Raw genomic sequence first — 520 nt, forward strand, 5'->3', positions numbered from 1 at the left:
TCTGAGGCCGGGGCCGGCACGGGCTTTCGGACCGGCCGACCGGCGCCGGTCCAGGTGCTGTCGCAGGGGACGAGGCAGGCTCGGGCGGCGTGAGGCGCCGACCGCGCCGGCTGCGGCCCACGGACTGATCCCCGCCCGGGCCCCCGGTCGTGGCGTGCCGGCNNGACGTGCGGGTCGGCGAGATAGCGGCGCCAGTGATCCACGACGCCGAGCTCCGGCCAGGCGACCCGCCGTAGGCCATGCTCGCCGACTTCGACGATGTCCGCGCCAGGCAGCGCAGTCAGCAAGGGAGAGTGCGTGGCGCAGATGACCTGACCGCCGGCCTTGGCCAACCGGTCGATGTGCCCGATCAGTTCGAGGCACGAGGAGAAGGAGAGAGCCGCCTCCGGCTCGTCGAGAACGTAGAGCCCGGCCTGGAGGAACTTCCCGCGGAACGCCGCGAGAAAGCCCTCACCATGGCTGACCGATTCCGGCGAGAACCCCTCTCTGCCCAGAGCGTCCAGCGCGGTCTCGGCCCGCA

The 520-nt window shown here is 72.6% G+C and carries 1 pseudogene (cut by a window edge); it reads right to left on the minus strand.

Annotation, left to right across the window (positions count from 1 at the left end):
* Positions 1-167: 167 nt before the first annotated feature.
* Positions 168-520: pseudogene (locus CCL05_RS43265) on the minus strand (AAA family ATPase) (its annotated part continues 248 nt past the right edge of the window); the annotation flags it as partial.

The sequence above is a fragment of the Streptomyces africanus genome (genome assembly GCF_002150735.1).
In the GTDB taxonomy this organism is placed as follows: Bacteria; Actinomycetota; Actinomycetes; order Streptomycetales; family Streptomycetaceae; genus Streptomyces; species Streptomyces africanus.